Annotated in this window: 22 protein-coding genes and 1 other annotated feature; of the genes, 16 read left to right on the forward strand and 6 right to left on the reverse strand. The window is 52.1% G+C overall.

The features are described from left to right. Positions 1–17: 17 nt before the first annotated feature. The 4 genes from WH279_RS14725 to hxpB all read right to left on the reverse strand — a co-directional run bounded on the left by WH279_RS14725 (position 18) and on the right by hxpB (position 3,946). A complete protein-coding gene (locus WH279_RS14725) occupies positions 18–1,415 on the reverse strand; it encodes an L-cystine transporter (RefSeq protein ID WP_339457544.1) in 1,398 nt (465 codons plus the stop codon). Positions 1,416–1,580: 165 nt separating this feature from the next. Next, on the reverse strand, positions 1,581–2,171 hold the full coding sequence (locus tag WH279_RS14730) for a metal-dependent hydrolase (protein WP_339458718.1): 591 nt from the start codon (positions 2,169–2,171) through the stop codon (positions 1,581–1,583). A gap of 149 nt (positions 2,172–2,320) precedes the next feature. Then, a complete protein-coding gene (gene kduD, locus WH279_RS14735; protein ID WP_200643051.1) occupies positions 2,321–3,082 on the reverse strand; it encodes a 2-dehydro-3-deoxy-D-gluconate 5-dehydrogenase KduD in 762 nt (253 codons plus the stop codon). A gap of 192 nt (positions 3,083–3,274) precedes the next feature. Beyond that, positions 3,275–3,946, reverse strand: a complete 672-nt coding sequence (hxpB, locus tag WH279_RS14740; protein WP_339457545.1) for a hexitol phosphatase HxpB — start codon at positions 3,944–3,946, stop codon at positions 3,275–3,277. A 170-nt stretch (positions 3,947–4,116) separates the two neighbouring features. Here hxpB and WH279_RS14745 point away from each other — a divergent pair, with 170 nt between their 5' ends. Next, positions 4,117–4,656: a YniB family protein gene (locus WH279_RS14745; RefSeq protein ID WP_200643053.1), complete on the forward strand. Its 540-nt coding sequence runs from the start codon at positions 4,117–4,119 to the stop codon at positions 4,654–4,656. Between the two features lie 33 nt (positions 4,657–4,689). Here WH279_RS14745 and WH279_RS14750 read toward each other — a convergent pair whose 3' ends face one another. Together WH279_RS14750 and ghoS are read right to left on the reverse strand one after the other, a co-directional pair. After that, the gene (locus tag WH279_RS14750) at positions 4,690–5,583 is read right to left on the reverse strand and encodes a fructosamine kinase family protein (RefSeq protein WP_133845317.1); all 894 of its coding nucleotides are present in this window, start codon (positions 5,581–5,583) and stop codon (positions 4,690–4,692) included. A gap of 99 nt (positions 5,584–5,682) precedes the next feature. Beyond that, positions 5,683–5,973 carry a type V toxin-antitoxin system endoribonuclease antitoxin GhoS gene (ghoS, locus tag WH279_RS14755; protein WP_133845471.1) on the reverse strand — a complete coding sequence of 97 codons (291 nt, stop codon included), beginning with the start codon at positions 5,971–5,973 and terminating at the stop codon, positions 5,683–5,685. Positions 5,974–6,425: 452 nt separating this feature from the next. On the opposite strand from ghoS, the gene WH279_RS14760 reads away from it, so the two are divergent. The 15 genes from WH279_RS14760 (at position 6,426) to WH279_RS14830 (ending at position 19,708) form a co-directional block, all read left to right on the forward strand. Continuing rightward, positions 6,426–7,181, forward strand: coding sequence for a DUF481 domain-containing protein (locus WH279_RS14760; protein ID WP_200643055.1), 756 nt, complete (start codon positions 6,426–6,428; stop codon positions 7,179–7,181). A gap of 152 nt (positions 7,182–7,333) precedes the next feature. Then, on the forward strand, positions 7,334–7,933 hold the full coding sequence (locus WH279_RS14765; protein ID WP_339457546.1) for a hypothetical protein: 600 nt from the start codon (positions 7,334–7,336) through the stop codon (positions 7,931–7,933). A 445-nt stretch (positions 7,934–8,378) separates the two neighbouring features. Further along, positions 8,379–10,307, forward strand: coding sequence for a threonine--tRNA ligase (thrS, locus tag WH279_RS14770; RefSeq protein ID WP_133845313.1), 1,929 nt, complete (start codon positions 8,379–8,381; stop codon positions 10,305–10,307). A 3-nt stretch (positions 10,308–10,310) separates the two neighbouring features. After that, on the forward strand, positions 10,311–10,862 hold the full coding sequence (gene infC / locus WH279_RS14775) for a translation initiation factor IF-3 (RefSeq protein WP_072277407.1): 552 nt from the start codon (positions 10,311–10,313) through the stop codon (positions 10,860–10,862). A 92-nt stretch (positions 10,863–10,954) separates the two neighbouring features. Next, positions 10,955–11,152 (forward strand): 50S ribosomal protein L35, encoded by a 198-nt coding sequence (gene rpmI, locus WH279_RS14780; protein WP_005968897.1) that lies wholly within the window; start codon positions 10,955–10,957, stop codon positions 11,150–11,152. A 41-nt stretch (positions 11,153–11,193) separates the two neighbouring features. Next, a complete protein-coding gene (gene rplT / locus WH279_RS14785; protein ID WP_004157375.1) occupies positions 11,194–11,550 on the forward strand; it encodes a 50S ribosomal protein L20 in 357 nt (118 codons plus the stop codon). Between the two features lie 109 nt (positions 11,551–11,659). Then, positions 11,660–11,784: a sequence feature (Phe leader region), on the forward strand. Continuing rightward, positions 11,666–11,710 carry a pheST operon leader peptide PheM gene (gene pheM, locus WH279_RS14790; RefSeq protein ID WP_133845469.1) on the forward strand — a complete coding sequence of 15 codons (45 nt, stop codon included), beginning with the start codon at positions 11,666–11,668 and terminating at the stop codon, positions 11,708–11,710. Its footprint overlaps the feature before it by 45 nt. A gap of 84 nt (positions 11,785–11,868) precedes the next feature. Then, on the forward strand, positions 11,869–12,852 hold the full coding sequence (gene pheS, locus WH279_RS14795; RefSeq protein WP_133845311.1) for a phenylalanine--tRNA ligase subunit alpha: 984 nt from the start codon (positions 11,869–11,871) through the stop codon (positions 12,850–12,852). Positions 12,853–12,867: 15 nt separating this feature from the next. Beyond that, complete coding sequence (gene pheT / locus WH279_RS14800) at positions 12,868–15,255, forward strand: phenylalanine--tRNA ligase subunit beta (protein WP_339457547.1); 2,388 nt, start codon at positions 12,868–12,870, stop codon at positions 15,253–15,255. Positions 15,256–15,259: 4 nt separating this feature from the next. Then, positions 15,260–15,559 (forward strand): integration host factor subunit alpha, encoded by a 300-nt coding sequence (ihfA, locus tag WH279_RS14805; protein ID WP_017802142.1) that lies wholly within the window; start codon positions 15,260–15,262, stop codon positions 15,557–15,559. A 197-nt stretch (positions 15,560–15,756) separates the two neighbouring features. After that, on the forward strand, positions 15,757–16,737 hold the full coding sequence (gene btuC / locus WH279_RS14810; protein WP_339457548.1) for a vitamin B12 ABC transporter permease BtuC: 981 nt from the start codon (positions 15,757–15,759) through the stop codon (positions 16,735–16,737). Positions 16,738–16,782: 45 nt separating this feature from the next. Further along, on the forward strand, positions 16,783–17,325 hold the full coding sequence (locus WH279_RS14815) for a glutathione peroxidase (protein WP_339457549.1): 543 nt from the start codon (positions 16,783–16,785) through the stop codon (positions 17,323–17,325). Between the two features lie 3 nt (positions 17,326–17,328). After that, a complete protein-coding gene (gene btuD / locus WH279_RS14820) occupies positions 17,329–18,069 on the forward strand; it encodes a vitamin B12 ABC transporter ATP-binding protein BtuD (protein ID WP_339457550.1) in 741 nt (246 codons plus the stop codon). A 72-nt stretch (positions 18,070–18,141) separates the two neighbouring features. Then, the gene (locus WH279_RS14825) at positions 18,142–18,600 is read left to right on the forward strand and encodes an NlpC/P60 family protein (RefSeq protein WP_339457551.1); all 459 of its coding nucleotides are present in this window, start codon (positions 18,142–18,144) and stop codon (positions 18,598–18,600) included. A 364-nt stretch (positions 18,601–18,964) separates the two neighbouring features. Then, the gene (locus WH279_RS14830; protein ID WP_339457552.1) at positions 18,965–19,708 is read left to right on the forward strand and encodes an EAL domain-containing protein; all 744 of its coding nucleotides are present in this window, start codon (positions 18,965–18,967) and stop codon (positions 19,706–19,708) included. Positions 19,709–19,798 lie beyond the last annotated feature (90 nt).

The raw sequence follows: 19,798 nt of genomic DNA on the forward strand, positions 1-19,798 counted from the left end.
CGGCCCGTAAACGGTCATTAACGGTGAGCTAATTCGGCTTCGTTATCCGCATCGGTATTCAAAATCTTCTTATCCGTTTGCTTCAGCCACTGGCTGGTCAGCGTTCCTGCAGTCATGGAGCCGTTAACGTTCAGCGCAGTACGTCCCATATCGATCAGCGGTTCAATGGAGATCAGCAAGGCGACCAGGGTGACTGGCAGGCCCATCGCCGGCAGTACGATAAGAGCAGCAAAGGTGGCACCGCCGCCAACGCCTGCCACACCTGCAGAACTGAGGGTGACAATGCCTATCAACGTGGCAATCCACATCGGTTCAAACGGGTTGATGCCAACGGTCGGCGCAACCATCACGGCCAGCATGGTCGGATAGAGACCGGCACAGCCATTCTGACCTATAGTGGCACCGAATGAGGCGGCAAAGCTGGCGATGGATTCAGGAATACCCAGACGGCGGGTTTGAGCCTCAACACTCAGCGGGATAGTGGCGGCACTGGAACGGCTGGTGAAGGCAAAGGTAATCACTGGCCACACTTTGCGGAAAAAGCGCAGCGGGTTCACACCGTTAACCGACAGCAGTAAGGCGTGCACGGCGAACATGATGGCCAGGCCAAGATAGGATGCCAGCACGAAGCTACCCAGTTTGATAATGTCGCTGAGGTTGGATGTGGCGACCACCTTGGTCATCAGCGCCAGCACGCCGTACGGCGTCAGCTTCATAATCAGGCGGACCAGTTTCATCACCCACGCTTGCAGCGTATCGATGGCTTTCAGAACACGCTGACCTTTTTCGACATCGTCCTTCAGCAGTTGCAGCGCGGCAACACCGAGGAAGGCCGCAAAGATCACCACGCTGATAATCGACGTCGGGTTAGCCCCGGTCAGGTCGGCAAACGGGTTTTTCGGCACAAAAGAGAGCAACAGCTGCGGCGCACTGAGATCAGCAACTTTGCCAACGTAGTTATTTTGAATCGCAGCCAGACGGGCACTTTCCTGCACACCCTGCACCAGACCACTGGCATTCAGGCCAAACAACCAGGTGACAAAGATCCCGACTGCCGCTGAAATCGCGGTGGTGAACAGCAGAACACCAATGGTCAGCAGGCTGATTTTACCCAGTGATGATGCGTTGTGCAGACGCGCAACCGCGCTGAGGATGGAAGCAAATACCAGCGGCATGACAATCATTTGTAACAGCTGAACATAGCCATTACCGACGAGGTTAAACCAGCTGACCGACTCTTTAATGATCGGGCTATTTTCGCCGTAGATCGCGTGAAGGGTCAGGCCAAACAGTACCCCGATCACCAGACCGAAAAGCACTTTCTTTGACAGGCTCCAGCCTGTGCGCCCGGTTTTTGCTACCAGCAGCAGCAGTGCGACAAACGCCACAAGGTTAATGATTAGCGGAAAGTTCATTCCCATTTTCTCCCAATAAATACGGACTACAATGTCGCCATGCGGGTGACAATTAATTTTTGATGCGCAGAAAGTAAAAACAGTGGCGGAATGGTATCAGCTACTTATGGTGCAGCCTTATATCCAGATGGAATTATTTATAACTTTTTGGTGTTATTTGAACACTTAATCAACCCTTCGTTTATTAATTAAGCGCTCAATGTGATATTGCGCGGAGCTGACCACCTGAGTTGTCCAGCCGGATGCACTAAAAGGTAGCGAGCTGGGGGGGAACCAGATGGCATAGCCGACTAAAACCAGGCACAGGGCGCGCTCCAGTTGATTGCCTTTTTGGCTGTTGAGCAGTGGCAGACGAAAGCGCCAGCGGCAGGGCCACAGTAGCGGCACGCCAGCGGGTGTCAGCATGTCGGCGACGATGTGGCTCAGATAACCCAGCACCATCCCCTGGAAAGCATCCGCCGGAATCAGCCAGCCGTCCGGGAGTTTTAACTGCAACAGAGCTACCCCCCCGACGACGGCCAGCAGGCTGTGGGTGAACCCGCGGTGACCAAACGCACGGGCGATCGGATGCGACAGCCACCTCAGGCGCTGGCCAAGAAACGACTTCGGATGGTCGATATCGGGCAACAGACAGGTCAGCAGCGTAGCCGGAATAATATGCCACCAGTCGGCGCTGGCCAGAACGGGGGTGAGTTCGGCACGCTTGGCAAAAATGGCACTGGCGATGGCAAAAATAAGATGGCCTTCGGCCGTCATGGGAGTACCTGGCTGCATAACTGTCAATGCATCCAGTATAGGGAATATATACAGTAGAATAAATATGTGACGCTGTAACGAAAGATAAATAATTAGCTATGAATGCGGCGGTGAACAAAGCGTGAGCACCTTTTGTACACCGCGGGGCATTAACGCGCCAGCCAGCCACCGTCCACCGCCAGCGTGTAGCCATTAACGTAGTCTGCGGCCGCCGAAGCGAGAAACACCACCGGGCCCATCATATCGTCACTTTGACCCCAGCGTCCGGCAGGAATGCGATCCAGAATTTGCTGATTCCGATCTTCGTCGTCACGCAGTTGTTCCGTGTTATTGGTGGCCATATAACCAGGGGCGATGGCATTGACGTTGATACCATACTGCGCCCATTCATTGGCCATTAAACGCGTCAGGCCCATCACCGCACTTTTTGACGCGGTATAGGAGGGCACCCGGATCCCGCCCTGATAAGAGAGCATCGAAGCAATATTGATAATTTTACCCCCACGCCCCTGGCGAATAAACTGGCGGGCAACGGCCTGTGAGAGGAAAAACACGGTCTTGCTGTTAACGTTCATCACGTCATCCCAGTCACGTTCGCAGAAGTCGAGAGCATCTGCGCGGCGAATAATCCCGGCATTGTTGACCAGAATATCCAACTGTGGGCAGGCGGTCAGCGCCTGATCCATTACGCTTTCAAGGCAATGACTGTCGGAAAGGTCTGCGGTGATGCTGATAAACCGTCGCCCGGTGGCCGTGATTTTCTGTGCAGTCTCACTGGCAGAGGAGCGGTTAACACCAATAATATCGCATCCTGCCTGGGCCAGCCCAAGCGCCATTCCCTGACCAAGACCGGTGTTACAGCCGGTAATCATGGCCACTTTGCCTTCAAGATTAAATGTATTCAGGATCATCGTGGCTCCTTATCGATTAAGTGGGCACGCGCCATGGCAGAAATGACAAAACGGAGATGCGCGAGCCGGTTAAGGGATCATAGGCAGAAGCGGGGGTGAATTCAACAAAAATGAAACGTTGTTTTATTTATTTTGAGGGCGAGTGGTAGAAATGAAAAAAAACAGGCGGACGTGTTGCCGCCTGGTATGGGTTCATCGTCCGTGCAAATGCTGTGGGGTAAGCTCTTCAAGGCTGGCGAGTTTAACGTCAGCCAGTGACCAGCGCAGATCGGCGGCATGAGCGGCATCAGGGACAACGATAGACCGCATACGTCCTGCCTTGGTGGCGATCATTCCGTTGAAGGAGTCTTCCAGCGTCACGCAGTTCAGCGGGTCCACGCCCAGACGAGCGGCAGCATCCAGGTAGACCTGCGGATGGGGTTTGCTGTAAGGCAGAGACTCTGCCGAGGCCAGGACCTCAAAGTAATGGCGCAGGTTGAACATCTCCAGCACACGTTCCAGCATAAACAGCGGTGAGGCGGAGGCGAGGCCGATCTTCAATCCCTCGGACTGGCAGAGCTGCAACGCCCGCTCAACGCCAGGCAGGAGCGGCCGGGTTTCTTCAACCAGACTCAGTGCCCGTGCGATGACCCGCTGGGTGACTTCGGCCTGGGAGGGCCCTTTCCACGGCAGGTTTTCATACCACATACGTACCACCTGATCGATCCGCAGACCCAGCGCATCCGGCATTTCACCGCGACGGCTGAGGTCAACATCAAGGGTGGTTAAGATATCCAGCTCGGCTTGTTGCCACAGGGGCTCGGAATCAATCAGCAGACCATCCATATCAAAAATGGCGGCGAGTACAGGGCGGTGATAAGACATGCTACGGCTCCATTTAACAGTTTATGGCAGCTTAGCACGAAGTGTTGATGAAAAAATTATCATCGCGGCAGGCTGTCTGTGGAAACCTGGCATTAACTCTGCATTTTACAGGCACTTTTATGTCACTACAGGTAAACTGACAGGCAGACAACAGATGGACTGGAGAAAGCATGACATATCAACAGGCTGGCAGGGTTGCGGTTATAAAGCGCATCGCGGGCTGGATTATTTTTATTCCCGCGCTGTTATCGACGCTGATTTCATTGCTGGGTTTTCTGGAAAAGAGTCGTGAACAGCGTGAAGGTATCAATGCGGTGATGCAGGATTTTGCCCATGTGATGATTGATATGATCCGCTTCAATACTGGTTTTCTCTCTGGCTTCTGGGCAAATTCGCCCATACCGGATTTTAATCAGGGAACGAATGTCCTGTTCTGGATTATTTATGCGCTGATTTTTGTTGGCCTGGCGCTACAGGCTTCGGGAGCACGCATGTGGCGGCAGACGCGTTTTCTGCGTGAAAGTCTTGAAGATCAGATGATCCTGGAGAAAGCGCGCGGCACAGAAGGGCAAAGCCGGGAACAGCTGGAAGCAAAAATTGTGGTGCCACGGCACACGATTTTCCTGCAAATCTTCCCGCTGTACATCCTGCCGGTGATCATTATTGTGGCCGGATATTTTGTGCTGAAACTGGCTGGCTTCATCTACTAAGCCAGCCATCATACCCACGTGTGCGTTCTGCCATCAGGCCGGGCGCGCGTGGCGTTTTACCCGCTCATCGGTATCCAGCAATGCGCTGGTGGCCCGTTGTGCCTCTCCCAGCCAGCGTCCGCCAAAGACATTGGCCCGATTAAGCAGGTAATAGAGCTGATAGACAGGCTGCCGTTGCAGGAAGTCGCCAGGTAGCGGCCAGACTGACTGGTAACCATCATAAACCTGCACCGGAACATCCGGGAACCACGACAGCATCGCCAGATCGCATTCACGATCCCCCCAGTAGCAGGCGGGATCAAATATCCACGGGCCGCTGTCACTCCCGGCACAGTTGGCAGGCCACAGGTCGCCATGCAGCAGGGACGGCTGAGGATGATGTGATTCGAGAATCGCTTGTGCGCAATGGACGATCAGTTCGCTGTCACCATACTGAATGCCTTTCTCTGCGGCGAGTTGAAGCTGCCAGCCGATGCGCTGTTCGGCAAAGAATACCGACCAGCGGCGTAACCAGCTGTTCGGCTGCAGGGAGGTGGTGATGTTATTGTCGAAGTCGAGGCCAAACTGCGGTTGTTCACTCCACTGATGAAGGTGCGCCAGCTGCTGACCCAGTTGAAAAGCACCGTGGGCGTCAAGCGGCCTGACCGGGATGTACTCAAGCAGTAAAAAGCTGGTATCGCGATCGCTACCCACCCCGTATACCGCAGGTACACGCACTGTCTGACTGCGTGCCAGCAGCTGTAACTGATCGGCTTCCCATGTGAACAGGTCCTGCATGTCACGCTGGTTACATTTAACGAAGATTTCATGCTCACCATAGCGCAGATACCAGGTGGGATGAACATCACCACCGGGCAGCTCGCTGCGTTCGGTGATCTCTGCCGGCCCCAACTGTTCACTCAACAGACGACGAATGGCTGACCACATAGGACACTCCTGTTTTTCGCTGTGATTGCACTAGGGTAACGCTTAAAGAATAATCAAAATCTGCGTTTGCGCACGTTAAGCGCCCGTCTTTACAAAAACTTAGTCGGTGTTACTGCGAAAGTCTTCCCAGTGCTGAACGTCCAGTTGCGGTACTTCTCCCAGTACCTGTTCACCGATCCCCACCGCTTGCTGGTGGATATCCTCTTCTGACAAAGCGGTAATGATGCCGAAACTGTTGGTGCCAAGTTCGTGTGGATGACCATCGTCATCTTTCAACGTGGTAGAAAATCCACTACTAATCAGCGCACTACTCAGTTCCAGCACATCTGACAAACCTTTTTCATCGTAATGAAAAGTCACAACATACTGATGGATCCCCTGATTACTCATCATTCACCTCATTGTAAAAAAACATGTTTTCAGCGTAGCCCATCCTGAAGAGGGCGCAGTAAAATCAGCATATCGTAGGGGGGATGTGGCGCATTAACACATTTGTGCGTGTTGCAAATCAGAGCAGGGGGGCTTGAGAAAGCGGTGAAGATGAAAGCTGCCCGTTGACGGGGAGGATTTTACATTTAGTCACATTGCTGACGGTTTTCGGTGATAAAGTGCCCGTTACTAAAGATATTTCTTATTTACAGCCAGGTGTTTTCTCGCCAAATACCCTCTATAATGCGCCGCGTTAATGGGAATGTTCTCAATAACGGTGCTGTTTTGTCATGATGCTTTATAAAAAGAGCGAATTAACAAATTGTTACGAATATTACCGTAAAATGCGTTGATCGTCCTTCAAAACGCTTCAGACTCACTCTTTTAAAAACTGTCGTACGGGTCACATTTAAATGAAAGCGCTTAATAAGCTGTCTGTAGTTCTGCTGCTCTCCGGGGGAGCACTGTGTCAACAAGCCCTGGCGGATAATAACGTCTTCACGGTTATGGATGACCCTTCCACGGCGAAAAAAGATTTTGAAGGCAACGCCGCTGCAGGTTATCTGGCGCAGTCTGGCAACACCACCAGCTCATCTGCCACGGCAAACACCAACCTGACCTGGTATACGCCAAGCTTTGCATACAGCCTGTGGGGCAACGCCAGTAACACCTCATCCAATGATGAGCGCTCTTCAGAGACTTATCAGGTGGGTGGCCGTACGCGTTACAACATGAACAGTGCCGATTACCTGTTCGGCCAGGCAAGCTGGTTAAGTGACCGTTTCAATGGCTACGATGGTCGTTCCATCCTGGCGGCAGGTTATGGTCGTCAGCTGTTGAATGGCCCGGTGCACTCACTGCGTGTGGAAGCCGGTCCTGGTGTGCGTTATGACGATTACCATCAAGGTGGCCATGAAACTCAGGCGCTGGCTTACGGTGCATTGAGCTACCAATGGCAGTTAACTGATACCACTAAGTTCGTTCAGGGTGTTTCCGTTCTGGGTAGCGACGATACTACCGTCAACTCAGAAACCGGTCTTCAGGTGGCGATTAATGAACACTTCGCCCTGAAAATGGCTTACAACGTGACCTGGAACCAGAATCCTCCAGAGTCTGCGCCTGATCATACTGATACCAAAACAACGATCATGCTCTCCTACGCGATGTAACCCTCAGACGAGCCGCTGCCTGCGGCTCGTTTTTCTCCTGCCCGAGCCCTTGACGCTAAGTGTCCATTTACCTGGACCGCAACCGCCTTTATATTACAGCGTAAATATCATCGTTGCTTTACTGGCCGGCTGAGCACAACGGGAGTACGCCAATGCGCACATTGTTAGCAGTCACACTGACAGCATTACTTGCCGGATGCGTCACCACTCCTTCGCAAAAAGCGCAATTTAACGCAGAGTATCCTCACCGTCAGGACATCCGTCAGCAGAGTGTTTACCATTTTATGACGAAACCGGTGAGTGCCAGCGGCAAAAAATACTGGGGTTCTGATAACGTAGCCGAACTCTTTTATGTCAGTGATAATGCAGCTTCAATGCTTCAGTTACGCTTCAATTACCCTGGGCGGTCAGTCGAAGTCTCGTCGCTGGACACGCACCAAAAAACGCTGCGTAAGAGAACATTTGCCCTGCTTGATGAATCGGCAGCAAAGCCATCCAACGCTGACGCGGATTATCTCGTTCTGACTAAAGGCGGTCAGTTAATGAAGAAAACCCGGAATTGCACGCCAGACATGAGTGTGGGATGCAGATGGTGGAACCATACGATTTTTATCACCCGCCATGCAGATATGGCTGTGCATTATGAAGAGGGTGGTGCTGGATTAATCTTCCTGATTTTTCCTTTTTACGATTCCAGCGAATATCTCAGAATATTCCAAAAGGTGACCCCGGCACCGGGCTTAACATCGTAACGGGGCGTTTTTTGGCGTTACTTATCGGGCCGTTCCTGGCTGACATTGTCTGGGTCTTTTCGTGGTCTGCCGGACTCCGTTGTCACCAGTGAGCACTCATTTTGGCAAAGCCGTCGATAACCACCTCGCTGACAACAATCATTACACCCCGCCCATTGCCGCCGCGTCAGGTTTCTTTTTGAAAAACACCACGCTGATTGGGGGCACAGAATAATGTCCCTCACTGGCAGCAATACCCCCTTCGTGCAATTGACCTCTATGAAGTGTAAGATGTTCCTCCTTCTGAAGTTTCTGATAAACAGACACTTTTGAATATGTGTACCAGGCCTGTACCAAATCGGCAAATGTGAGTCGGTTTCAAGTACAAAGTGCTTGTTGTATAACGTAAATTTTAATTTTGCATGTAATCTTACGTGTGGGTTACCACTGCAATTAAGGATGTTTCATGCCTGTTATTACTCTTCCTGATGGAAGCCAGCGTTCGTTTGACCACGCCGTAAGCGTGATGGATATTGCCCTGGACATCGGTCCTGGCCTGGCTAAAGCCTGTATTGCCGGACGTGTTAATGGCGAACTGGTTGATGCGGTTGATCCGATCACCGAAGATGCGCAAGTTGCCATCATCACGGCCAAAGACGATGCGGGTCTGGAAATTATTCGTCACTCCTGCGCCCACCTTTTAGGGCACGCGATCAAGCAACTGTGGCCAGATACTAAAATGGCTATCGGTCCTGTTATCGACAACGGTTTTTACTATGATGTTGATCTCGACCGTACGCTGACCCAGGAAGACATCGAGCTACTGGAAAAGCGTATGCACCAGTTAGCTGAGACGAATTACGACGTCATCAAGAAGAAAGTCAGCTGGCAGGAAGCGCGTGATGCCTTCGCTGCACGCGGTGAGACTTATAAAACCACCATCCTTGATGAAAATATCAGCCACGACGATCGTCCTGGTCTGTATCATCACGAAGAATATGTGGATATGTGCCGTGGTCCGCACGTACCCAATATGCGTTTTTGTCATCACTTTAAGCTGCAGAAAATTTCTGGTGCTTACTGGCGTGGCGACAGCAATAACAAAATGCTGCAACGTATCTACGGCACTGCATGGGGCGATAAGAAGCAATTAGCCGCCTATCTGCAACGTCTGGAAGAAGCAGCAAAACGCGACCACCGTAAAATCGGTAAACAGCTCGACCTGTATCACATGCAGGAAGAGGCACCAGGTATGGTGTTCTGGCATAACGATGGCTGGACCATTTTCCGTGAACTGGAAGTGTTTGTTCGTACCAAGCTGAAAGAGTATGAGTACCAGGAAGTGAAGGGTCCGTTTATGATGGACCGTGTGCTGTGGGAGAAAACCGGGCACTGGGAAAACTACAAAGAGGCGATGTTCACCACTTCGTCTGAAAACCGTGAATACTGTATTAAGCCAATGAATTGCCCAGGCCACGTGCAGATTTTCAATCAGGGTCTAAAATCATACCGCGACCTGCCTTTACGTATGGCTGAGTTTGGCAGTTGCCACCGTAATGAGCCGTCAGGTGCGTTGCATGGCCTGATGCGTGTGCGTGGTTTTACCCAGGATGATGCCCACATCTTCTGTACCGAAGAACAGGTACGTGATGAGGTCAACGGCTGTATTAAGATGGTGTACGACATGTACAGCACCTTCGGCTTTGAAAAAATCGTGGTAAAACTGTCTACCCGTCCTGAAAAACGTATTGGTAGTGATGATCTCTGGGACCGTTCAGAGGCCGATCTGGCCGCTGCACTGAAAGAGAATAATATACCGTTCGACTATCAGCCGGGTGAGGGCGCATTCTACGGCCCTAAAATTGAATTTACCCTGTATGACTGCCTCGACCGTGCATGGCAGTGCGGTACCGTTCAGCTCGACTTCTCTCTGCCGAGCCGTCTGAGTGCCTCATATATAGGTGAAAGTAATGAACGTCAGGTGCCGGTGATGATTCACCGTGCAATCCTGGGGTCCATGGAGCGCTTTATCGGGATTTTAACCGAAGAATATGCCGGTTTCTTCCCGACCTGGTTAGCTCCTGTACAAGTTGTGGTGATGAATATCACCGATGGTCAGTCCGAATATGTTGCAGAATTGACTCGAAAACTGCAAAATGCGGGCATTCGTGCAAAAGCGGACTTGAGAAACGAGAAGATTGGCTTTAAAATCCGTGAACATACTTTACGACGTGTCCCTTATATGTTGGTCTGTGGTGATAAAGAGGTGGAAGCTGGCAAAGTTGCCGTTCGCACCCGCCGCGGTAAAGACCTGGGAAGCATGGACGTAAACGAAGTGATCGCTAAGCTGCAGGGTGAAATCCGCAGCCGCAATCTTCATCAATTGGAGGAATAAAGTATTAAAGGCGGAAAACGAGTTCAACCGGCGCGTCCTAATCGCATAAATAGAGAAATTCGCGCCACTGAGGTTCGTCTGACTGGCGTCGATGGCGAACAGATTGGTATTGTCAGTCTGAATGAAGCTTTGGAAAAAGCTGAAGAAGCGGGCGTGGATCTGGTAGAGATCAGCCCCAACGCCGAGCCGCCCGTTTGTCGTATAATGGATTACGGCAAGTTCCTTTACGAAAAAAGCAAATCTTCTAAAGAACAGAAGAAAAAGCAAAAGATTATCCAGGTTAAGGAAATTAAATTCCGTCCTGGTACCGATGATGGCGACTATCAGGTAAAACTACGCAACCTGATTCGCTTTCTGGAAGATGGCGATAAAGCCAAGATCACGCTGCGTTTCCGCGGTCGTGAGATGGCGCACCAGCAGATCGGTATGGAAGTGCTTAACCGCGTCCGTAAAGATCTGTGTGAAGATATTGATCTGGCAGTTGTCGAATCATTCCCTACAAGGATTGAAGGTCGTCAGATGATTATGGTGCTCGCTCCCAAGAAGAAACAGTAGGCCCTAAAGTAATCTTGCTGCGTGTTTCGGCACGCGGCGTGATTCGCCTGTCTGGTTCATTTTATTAACAATGCGAAGTGGATATTTTTTAAATGCCAAAGATTAAAACTGTACGTGGCGCGGCCAAGCGCTTCAAGAAGACCGCCGGTGGCGGCTTCAAGCGTAAACACGCTAACCTGCGTCATATTCTGACTAAAAAATCTACTAAGCGTAAACGCCACCTGCGTCCTAAAGGTATGGTGTCTAAAGGCGATCTGGGTCTGGTTATTGCCTGCCTGCCGTACGCATAAGTATCAATTTTTTTTAACAGAATATTAAACAGGAGAGCTAAATGGCTCGTGTAAAACGTGGTGTAGTTGCTCGCGCACGTCACAAGAAAATCTTAAAACAAGCTAAAGGCTACTACGGTGCACGTTCACGTGTATACCGTGTTGCTTTCCAGGCTGTTATCAAAGCTGGTCAGTATGCTTACCGTGACCGTCGTCAGCGGAAGCGCCAGTTCCGTCAGCTGTGGATTGCGCGTATTAACGCTGCTGCCCGCACTAACGGTATCTCTTACAGCCGCTTCATCAATGGCCTGAAAAAGGCTTCGATCGAAATCGACCGTAAGATTCTGGCTGACATCGCAGTATTCGACAAAGCAGTATTTGCTGCTCTGGTAGAAAAAGCGAAATCAGCTCTGGCGTAAGCCAGATTGAAGAGGGAGCTCGTCTCCCTCTTTTTTATTATCTGAAATGATTGACTTTTTTCCCCTCCGGCCTTTCAATAGAGCGGTCCGAAACTCCATTTAAGGTCAGCTAACCATGAATACTGCTATTTTCCGTTTCTTTTTTTACTTTAGCGCCTGATCATCGGGGCTTTAGCGCAAAGAAAAGAAACGAAAAATCGCGCTGAAAGCCTCCCTCGTGGAGGCTTTTTTCGTTTTAGCGCACGTTAAATAACGACCGGGCGGCTATTCGTCCTGAAAAAAACAGATCAGCCAGCGTGGCTGGAAGAAGAGGAAAGCATGTCACATCTCGCAGACCTGGTGGCGAGCGCGAAAGCCGCCATCAATGATGCTCAGGATGTCGCCGCGTTAGATAACGTTCGCGTCGAATACCTGGGTAAAAAAGGGCATCTCACGCTCCAGATGACCTCCTTGCGTGAACTGCCTGCGGAAGATCGTCCGGCAGCGGGTGCGGTAATCAATGAAGCTAAACAACAGGTGCAGGAAGCGCTGAACGCGCAGAAAAACGCACTGGAATCTGCGGTGATGAACGCCCGTCTGGCACAGGAAACCATTGATGTTTCTCTGCCGGGCCGTCGCATTGAAAACGGTGGGTTGCATCCGGTCACGCGTACCATCGACCGCATTGAAACCTTCTTTGGCGAACTGGGCTTCTCTGTCGAGACGGGCCCGGAAATTGAAGATGACTATCATAATTTCGATGCGCTGAATATTCCGGGCCACCACCCGGCGCGCGCCGATCACGATACCTTCTGGTTTGATGCCACCCGCCTGCTGCGTACTCAGACGTCAGGTGTACAGATCCGCACGATGAAAAACCAGCAGCCGCCAATTCGCATTATTGCACCAGGCCGCGTGTATCGTAACGATTACGATCAGACTCATACCCCCATGTTCCACCAGATGGAAGGCTTGATTGTTGATAAAAATATCAGCTTTACCAATCTGAAGGGCACGCTGCACGATTTCCTGAACAACTTCTTTGAAGAAGATTTACAGGTCCGTTTCCGTCCATCCTACTTCCCGTTCACTGAGCCTTCTGCTGAAGTGGATGTGATGGGTAAAAACGGCAAATGGCTGGAAGTACTGGGTTGCGGCATGGTGCACCCTAACGTGCTGCGCAATGTGGGTATTGACCCGGAAGTGTACTCAGGCTTCGCCTTTGGTATGGGAATGGAGCGTCTGACCATGCTGCGTTACGGTGTGACCGATCTGCGTGCCTTCTTCGAAAATGATTTACGTTTCCTCAAACAGTTTAAATAAGGGCGGGTAAAACCAATGAAATTCAGTGAACTCTGGTTACGTGAATGGGTCAACCCGGCCATAGACAGTGCAGCCCTGTCCGATCAAATCACCATGGCCGGCCTGGAAGTGGACGGCGTAGATGCGGTTGCCGGTGCTTTCCATGGCGTTGTGGTCGGTGAAGTCGTTGAGTGCGGTCAGCACCCTAACGCAGACAAACTGCGCGTGACCAAAATCAATGTGGGCGGCGAACGCCTGCTGGATATCGTCTGCGGTGCACCCAACTGCCGCCAGGGGCTGAAAGTGGCCGTGGCAACTGTGGGTGCGGTACTGCCGGGCGATTTCAAAATCAAAGCCGCTAAACTGCGCGGTGAGCCGTCAGAAGGCATGCTGTGCTCTTTCTCCGAGCTGGGTATTTCCGACGACCACAACGGCATCATTGAACTGCCGCTGGATGCGACCATCGGTACTGATATCCGCGATTATCTCAAGCTGAATGACAACACGATTGAGATTAGCGTGACGCCAAACCGTGCCGATTGCCTGGGGGTTATCGGCGTGGCGCGCGATGTGGCCGTGCTGAACAAACTGCCACTGACGGCTCCGGAGATGGCCCCCGTAGCCGCGACCGTGCAGGATACCTTCCCGATCCGTGTGGAGGCGAGCGAAGCCTGTCCGCGTTATCTTGGCCGCGTAGTGAAAGGCATCAATGTCAAAGCCGCTACACCGCTGTGGATGAAGGAAAAACTGCGCCGCTGTGGAATTCGCTCAATCGATCCGGTTGTCGATATCACCAACTATGTTTTACTGGAGTTGGGTCAGCCGATGCACGCCTTCGACCTTGATCGCCTTGAGGGCGGTATCGTGGTGCGTATGGCAGAGGAGGGTGAAACCCTGGTCCTGCTGGACGGTAACGAAGCCAAACTGAGCAGCGATACGCTGGTGATTGCGGATCAAAAGAAAGCGCTGGCGATGGCCGGTATTTTTGGTGGCGAACATTCCGGTGTGAATGAAGAAACCCGGAACGTGCTGTTTGAATGTGCCTTCTTCAGTCCGCTGTCGATTACCGGTCGTGCACGCCGCCATGGTTTGCATACGGACGCTTCACATCGCTACGAGCGTGGTGTTGACCCGGCATTGCAGCACACGGCGATTGAGCGTGCGACCCGCCTGCTGTTGGATATCTGCGGAGGTGAAGCTGGCCCGGTCATCGATGTGACCAACGAAGCAACCTTGCCAGTGCGTGCCACCATCACGCTGCGCCGTGAAAAATTGGACCGTCTGATTGGCCATGTGATTGCTGATGCTGAGGTGAGCGATATTCTGCGTCGCCTGGGCTGCGTCGTGACAGAAGGCCAGGGCGAGTGGCAGGCAGTGGCACCAAGCTGGCGTTTTGATATCGCCATTGAAGAAGACCTGGTGGAGGAGGTCGCTCGTGTTTACGGCTACGACAATATTCCTGATGTGCCTGTACAGGCCGGTCTGGTGATGACGAAGCATCGTGAAGCGAATCTTTCACTGAAGCGTGTTAAAGCATTGCTGGTCGACAAAGGCTATCAGGAAGCGATTACCTACAGCTTCGTTGACCCGAAAATTCAGGCGTTACTGCACCCGGGCGAAGAAAATCTGGTGCTGCCAAGCCCCATCTCCGTTGAGATGTCAGCAATGCGTCTGTCGCTGTGGAGTGGCCTGCTGGGTGCGGTGGTGTATAACCAGAACCGTCAACAGTCTCGTGTACGTCTTTTCGAGAGCGGGTTGCGCTTTGTGCCTGATACACAGGCAAACCTCGGTATCCGTCAGGACGTTATGCTGGCCGGCGTGATCAGTGGTCATCGCAACGAAGAGCACTGGGATCTGGCGCGTAACCCGGTAGACTTCTATGATTTAAAAGGTGATTTAGAGTCACTGCTGGAATTAACTGGCAAACTCGATGAGATTCAGTTTGTGGCCGCCACTAACCCGGCGCTTCATCCGGGGCAGAGTGCCGCCATTTATTTACGTGGCGAACACATCGGATTCATTGGTGTAGTGCACCCGGAACTTGAACGTAAACTGGATCTTAACGGACGTACCGTGGTGTTTGAACTGCTGTGGGATAAGGTGGCAGACCGCGTCCTGCCTGATGCCAGCGGCATTTCGCGCTTCCCGGCGAACCGTCGCGATATCGCTGTCGTTGTCGCTGAAAACGTGCCAGCAGCAGATGTTATCACCGAGTGTAAGAAAGTTGGCGTAAATCAGGTAGTTGGCGTAAACTTGTTTGACGTGTACCGTGGTAAGGGCGTAAATGATGGTTTTAAGAGCCTCGCTATCAGCCTGATTTTGCAAGATACCAGCCGGACACTCGAAGAAGATGAGATTGCCGCTACCGTTGCAAAATGCGTAGAGGCACTGAAAGAGCGATTCCAAGCATCCTTGAGGGATTGAACCTATGGCGCTTACAAAAGCTGAAATGTCCGAATACCTGTTTGAGAAGCTGGGTCTTAGCAAACGGGATGCCAAAGAGCTGGTTGAACTGTTTTTCGAAGAAGTGCGTCGTGCTTTGGAGAATGGTGAGCAGGTCAAACTGTCTGGATTTGGCAATTTCGACCTTCGCGACAAAAATCAACGTCCGGGACGTAACCCCAAAACGGGTGAAGATATTCCCATTACGGCTCGCCGGGTTGTGACGTTTCGACCTGGTCAGAAACTGAAAAGCCGGGTTGAGAACGCTTCACCGAAGGAAGACTGATTTCTGCTATTCAAAAGGCCGCGCAAGCGGCCTTTTTCATTATGAGAGCAGAGCCAAAGGCGGCGAGCACCCTAAGGCGAAAACGTCAAAGCAAAACCAGTATCATTAATCCACTCAGAGCCAGCGTTGCTGGCTCTTTCTTTTTGCCGATTTCCCTCTACAATTAACCCTCTGTTTTCTTTTAAAAAACGTCGGTTATGACTCTGCTTTCCCAACAGATATCCGCTGCTCACCGTCGTTCCGGCTTCTGGCTGTGCGGGCTGGGGATATTTTGTCTGTCGCTGCTGCTGCTGAGTCTGTGCGCGGGTGAGCGCTGGATCTCGCCTGCCGAATGGTTGACCGCCGACGCACAACTCTTTGTCTGGCAACTCCGCCTACCGCGCACGCTGGCGGTGATGTTGGTCGGTGCCTCGCTTGCTGTGGCAGGCGCGGCAATGCAGGCGCTGTTCAGTAACCCACTGGCTGAACCTGGCCTGCTGGGCGTATCCGGCGGCGCAGGCGTAGGGCTGGTGATGTGTATCCTCGCCGGTGTCGGTAACCCCTGGCTGATGAGTCTCAGCGCTATTCTGGGGGCGCTGCTGGTCACCGTGATTCTGATGCGTTTTGCCCGTCAGCATCTGTCCAGCAGCCGTCTGCTGCTGGCCGGGGTCGCGCTGGGGATCATTTGCAGCGCACTGATGACATGGGCGGTCTATTTCAGCAGCAGCATGGATTTACGTCAGTTAATGTACTGGATGATGGGAGGTTTTAGCGGCATTGACTGGCGCTATGGCTGGCTGATGCTGGCAGTGATCCCGGTGCTGTTGTGGTTGATCAGTCGGGTTCGTGTGCTTAACCTGCTGGCACTGGGGGAAATCTCTGCGCAGCAGTTGGGTCTGCCGCTGGTGCTGTGGCGTAATTTGCTGGTAATGGCCGTGGGCTGGTTGGTGGGTGTCAGCGTCGCTCTGGCAGGGGCTATTGGTTTCATCGGCCTGGTGATACCGCATATCCTGCGACTGAACGGCCTGAGCGATCATCGTATTCTGTTGCCCTGCTGTGCGCTGGCTGGCGCAGGTGTGCTGCTGGCTGCGGACATTATTGCCCGTGTGGCGTTGACCTCCGCCGAACTACCGATCGGGGTGGTGACGGCGACGTTGGGCGCACCGGTGTTTATCTGGCTATTATTGAGCAACCGCTGACAGTCTGAAGGCTGTCGTGTTCTTACGTTGAAACAGGAAAAGACGATGAGTATTTTCGATACAGAACTGGTCACGCTGGATGGTGATAAAACAACACTGGCGCAATGGCAGGGTGATGTTCTACTGGTGGTTAACGTGGCATCTAAATGTGGGCTCACTCCTCAGTATGAGGGGCTGGAGACGCTGCAAAAAGCGTTGCATGAACAGGGGCTGACGGTGCTGGGGTTCCCGTGTAACGCATTCCTTGAGCAGGAGCCAGGCACCGACGCTGAGATTAAAACCTTTTGCAGCACCACCTACGGTGTAACGTTCCCGATGTTCAGCAAAATCGAGGTGAATGGCCCGCAACGGCATCCGTTGTACGCCCAGCTGGTGGCGGCACAGCCTGAAGCCACTGCGCCAGAGGGGAGTGGTTTCCTTGAGCGTATGACCAGCAAAGGGCGTGCGCCGAAGGTGCCGGGAGATATTTTATGGAACTTTGAAAAGTTCCTGGTGGGCCGTGACGGTAAGGTATTACAACGCTTCTCGCCGGATACGGCACCGAATGATCCGCAACTGATCGCCCGCATCCACCAGGCGCTGGCGTAACTGGTGCTGCTGGAATTAACAGGCGTCGCGCTAGCCGGGCGCCTGTTTCCGTTCAGTGCGCAGGTACAGTCCGGGCAGGTTATCCATTTGGTCGGCCCCAATGGTGCCGGAAAAAGCTCGCTGCTGATGGCGATAGCCGGGTTGCTGGCGGCACGTGGTGAGGTACAGTTTGCCGGGCATGCGCTGGCTGACTGGCCCGGCATGGCGTTGGCCCGCCAGCGTGCTTATCTCGCCCAGCAGCAGCCCCCTCCGGGGCAGATGCCCGTCTGGCATTATCTGTTGATGCATATGCAGCAGCAGGGCGAGGCGCATCATGCAACGCTACTCACGCTGGCCCAGGCCTTACAGCTGAGTGATAAACTGTCCCGGCCGCTGACGCAACTTTCCGGCGGCGAGTGGCAACGTGTGCGACTGGCGGCGGTACTCTTACAGGTCAGTCACCCGGACGGCAAGTTGCTGCTGTTAGATGAGCCGTTGACGGGACTGGATATTGCCCAGCAGGCCGCGTTTGACCGCCTGATCCCGGCGCTAACGCAACAGGGTGTCAGTGTGATCATGAGCAGCCATGATATCAATCATTCCCTGCGATACGCGGATTGTGTCTGGCTGATGCGGCCAGGGCAGTGTGCATTACAGGGTAATCCGCAGGACGTGCTGACACCGGAACATCTCAGCGCGCTTTATCAGGTCTCATTCCGGATGCTGGATATTGAAGGACAGGCAATGCTGACAACGCTCAGTTGAGCACAGTATCGCTGTTGCCTGTTTCAGGCATTACCGTTAGATTACAGACTGTTGCTATTGAGAGGCACTGTTATGCGTTACTGGCTTCTGCTTATTGTTATTGTTCTGGCGGGTTGTAGCAGTCGTGCCCCGGCACCTGACGGGCGTCTCTCCGATTCCATTGCCGTTATTGCCCAGCTTAATGACCAGCTCGGTCAGTGGCGCGGTGCGCCGTATCGCTATGGCGGGATGAGCCGCCGTGGCGTCGACTGTTCTGGTTTTGTCTATCTGACCTTCCGCGATCGCTTTAATTTGCAGTTACCGCGCACCACATCCGCGCAGACCGATATCGGTACCCGCATTGATAAAGCCCAGCTTTTGCCGGGCGACCTGGTGTTCTTTAAAACCGGCAGCGGAGAAAATGGCCTGCATGTTGGCATTTACGATACCGATAATCAGTTTATCCATGCCTCGACCAGTCAGGGCGTCACCCGTTCTTCACTGGATAATGTTTACTGGCGAAAAGTATTCTGGCAGGCACGGCGTATTTAATCGCCAGATTAAGGCGCCGCCTGCTGTTTTAATTAGCATTTGATTTTTGTCCGCATAAATAGTGTTTGTGGAATCTAAAATACCACTTCAACTCAAATTTACCTTAAGTCAATTTTTCTCTGGTGCTGAAATACACATTCGTAAGGTGGCGTTGCTTAAAACGCCAAAATTTATTTCTGCGCGTCAGGAAAGTGATATCAGTAAGCATCGTTTATGTCAGTTTTGTGTTAGCTTAAGGATATGGATTACAAGCAAAAGCACACTGCAATTGAATTTCCGCGGGGTGACAGTCTGTTGACACTGTTGCTTGTCCTATTTTGTTGATATAGGATGCGGTGAGTGCCGCTTAATAATGGCGATTAAGATGAACATCTTTTTAGAAGCTGATTATAAAACTTACACAGCATTCTGCCCGGTTTACAGCCCTGGCGGGCTGTTTACGTCCATTGAGATGTTAACCCACTTTACTCATGCGAGTGCCAATGTGGCCATGCCGCAGGAGATTCTGACGCCGCTATTAAATGACCGACAGCGTGTCCTGTTGTTGCAGGAACAAATTAACGTTATTGAAAAACATTACGATTTTTTTAGCGACAACGACCTGAAAGTGGCGATTAATATTGATCAACCGCTGGCTGAGACCATCCTTCAGAGTGAGTTTATTCTGAAAAAAATGTGTCAGCTGGATTGCCTGGAACTGGAAGTCAGCGAAAGCTTTCCCGATTTAACGTCGGGGAGGAATAATAGTTTCCTGAAAGCGCTCAGTGAGAAATTTAACTTAAGTCTGAATAATTACGGTGCCGGTAAGGCGACCTCAAAAGCTGTTTTTGACGACTTGTTTTATCGTATTAAGCTGGATAAAGGATTTATTCAACACAATATTAAACGCTTATCTTTTCACCCGTTTATCAGCGCTATCCTCGATCATATCAAACCCCACTGTCAGGAGATTGTCGTTCAGGGCGTGGATGACATCACCGGGTTACAGACTATTCGTGACTATGCTTTTGATGGCATTCAGAGTGCGTTATTCCCGCCGGTTGGTGAAGAGGCATTAATTGATCTGACAGAACCCCCTTATCAACTGCGGGAACGCATGCTGCAATAACCCTGTAAACTCTCCGTGTTTACCAGCCTCGCGGCGCTTTACACTAACGGTGTCATCGGGGGTGTTCCCTGTGGCACTGATGGAGGCGCC

This window comes from Erwinia sp. MYb375 (assembly GCF_037479175.1).
Taxonomy (GTDB): domain Bacteria; phylum Pseudomonadota; class Gammaproteobacteria; order Enterobacterales; family Enterobacteriaceae; genus Erwinia; species Erwinia rhapontici.